General features: G+C 44.2%; 1 protein-coding gene and 4 pseudogenes. 3 read left to right on the top strand and 2 right to left on the bottom strand.

The annotated features are described in order from the left end of the window. The 3 genes and pseudogenes from VB775_RS15705 to VB775_RS15700 all read left to right on the top strand — a co-directional run. Positions 1-512: pseudogene (locus tag VB775_RS15705) on the top strand (hypothetical protein); the annotation flags it as partial. 177 nt (positions 513-689) lie between these two features. Next, a pseudogene (locus VB775_RS26510) lies at positions 690-797 on the top strand (flavin reductase family protein); the annotation flags it as partial. Further along, entirely contained in the window at positions 796-939 is a 144-nt protein-coding gene (locus tag VB775_RS15700; RefSeq protein ID WP_281009606.1) for a hypothetical protein, read from the top strand. The pseudogene VB775_RS26510 and the gene VB775_RS15700, both read left to right, overlap by 2 nt. On the opposite strand, the pseudogene VB775_RS15695 reads toward VB775_RS15700, so the two are convergent. Both VB775_RS15695 and VB775_RS15690 read right to left on the bottom strand, forming a co-directional pair. Further along, a pseudogene (locus tag VB775_RS15695) lies at positions 905-1174 on the bottom strand (VOC family protein); the annotation flags it as partial. The gene VB775_RS15700 and the pseudogene VB775_RS15695 overlap by 35 nt on opposite strands. A 115-nt stretch (positions 1175-1289) precedes the next feature. Continuing rightward, a pseudogene (locus VB775_RS15690) lies at positions 1290-2126 on the bottom strand (ATP-dependent DNA helicase); the annotation flags it as partial. Positions 2127-2253: the final 127 nt, after the last annotated feature.

Genomic DNA, 2253 nt, shown 5'->3' with positions numbered 1-2253 from the left:
GTATTTCCTATAGTTTTGGAGATAACAGCATTCAAGGTAATGAATTAGGAAAAGAGTTTAGCTGGGGCGGACTCCAGAAGTATTTGCAGGTAAGTTACGATCCAGTGCGGGATATGCCAATTATTCTGGAGATGCAGAGAGCTATTTCTAAGGCGACAAGTCAAGAATCTCCTCAAGCATCCGAAGGACTACCAGATAGTTTATTTGCTGAGCTTGCGCTGGAACTAGAAAGACTGCGATCGCTACAATTACCCAACCCAATTCAGTCTGAGAATGTGCTTGAAAATAAGATCTCAATCACCGCAGAACATGAAGGCATGGATAATGCTCATCTGGTTGCCGCGCTCTGCTATCAACTTCTTAATGAGCTAGGTGCTGATAATTTTGGAGAAACGGGCAAGAATTCTTACAGTATCCAACGAAGTGGAGATGCTCTGACCGTTGAAAGTTTACGAGGCGATCGCAGATCATCTTGCAGGTTAAGGGGCAGGAAATTGAGTTTGCCAATTTGAGCGAATTTGATATCCAACAATTTGAGCAGGCTTGGCAGCATCGATCTCAAGCACAGCAACAAAATATTGACTCACAAGCCAAAATTGTATGAGCTACCATGAGACAGTTTTGCATCTTGCCAATGTACGTTACAAAAGCGATCGCCCTTGCTACAACCAGAGAACCAAAAATTCACTATGCATATTGATCCCAGCACAACATCCTCCCAAGACAACTACAAATTGTTAACAAATTTGGTAGTCCCGCGCCCGATCGCATGGGTAACCACCCAAAATAGCGAAGGTGCCAATCCATAAGTGTAATGAAGAACGTGACGATCGCTATCAGCAGAATGAAGAACGTGCTGATCGCTATCAGCAGTTAGAAGAATATCTCAAGGCGAAGGAATGGGAAAAAGCCGATGCGGATCGAGATCGGGCGGCGTAAGTTCTGGTTCCCAAAACAAATCGAGAACTGTGCCATCGGGAGTTCTAAAATTAGCTACTTTGCCTGCTGCTACTAAATCGATTAGAGTACTGGGAACCTCTTCATCAATGAGTTGATGCAGTCCCAAAATGCCGCCATAAAAGTCACAAGAGACTTGCATATCCCGCACATTCAAAGCAATGTGATGTACTCTTCGTAAAGCTCCATTCGAGATCGTAGCTTGCGTAGATAGCATAGTCGAACTATTGGATGACATAAAATCAGTTCTAGCTAGGTTTACCAATAGTGTAAGACGGTTAGCGCAAAATTTTGTGATTCAACAAGTCTGAAAAGCTTCCTAGAGTCATAACTTAAGATTGAGGAGCGGCAAACTTTGCTAAACGTTTCGCGAGATAAGTATATCTCTGCCGATCGCTAACTTGCCTGACAGCTAACCCGATCGCCTTCGACTCCCCGACGATAATGGCAAGCTTTCGCGCACGAGTCAACCCAGTGTAGAAAAGATTACGAGAAAGCATCAGAAAATGCTGCATAAATAGAGGCATGATTACCACAGGATACTCACTGCCCTGTGCCTTATGGATCGTCGTCGCTCTAGCGAGGGCAATCTCATTAAGATCGGCATAATCATAGACCACTTGCCGATCGCTAAATACTACCGTGACTTCACGCTCCTCCAAATCGACACCCGTAATCGTGCCAATGTCACCATTAAAAACCTCACGGTTATAGTCATTCACCTGCTGCATAATGCGATCGCCTAAACGAAAGATGGTATTCCCATACTTAATTTCGGGCTTCATCGCATCAGGGGGATTGAGAAGTTGTTGAAGCACAACATTGAGATTGCGCGTACCGACATCACCTCTGGTCATCGGACAGAGAACCTGCATATCCTGCTGAGGGTCAAAGCCCAGACTCGGTAACAACTCCGTAATAATGTCACAAATACCTTGCTGACCCGCTTCAGCATTGGGCATTTCGAGCCAGAGGCAATCAGATTGAGGTTGATTAGAGACTTTTTCCATGTTTGGAAACTTACCCGTATTGATACGGTGAGCATTCTGAATAATTTGACTTGCCTGAGCCTGACGAAATACCTCAGTGAGCGTAATCATAGGGACTTGCTGAGAATCAATTAAATCTTGGAGAACATTGCCCGCGCCGACACTGGGAAGTTGATCGGTAGGGTGCGACCTTGACATAATACGAAGATTGTAGAACAATGAAAGAATAACGAAGGAGATCAAGAAAGAAAATGTCGGCAAAGTTAATAAGTGTAGAAGGCACAAAAGTAAAAATCGAACTTACAAT

This window comes from Pseudanabaena sp. CCNP1317 (assembly GCF_034931345.1).
Lineage (GTDB): Bacteria > Cyanobacteriota > Cyanobacteriia > Pseudanabaenales > Pseudanabaenaceae > Pseudanabaena > Pseudanabaena galeata.
Note: the sequence above shows the minus strand (reverse complement) of the source record. Positions and strands in the feature narration are given on the sequence as shown.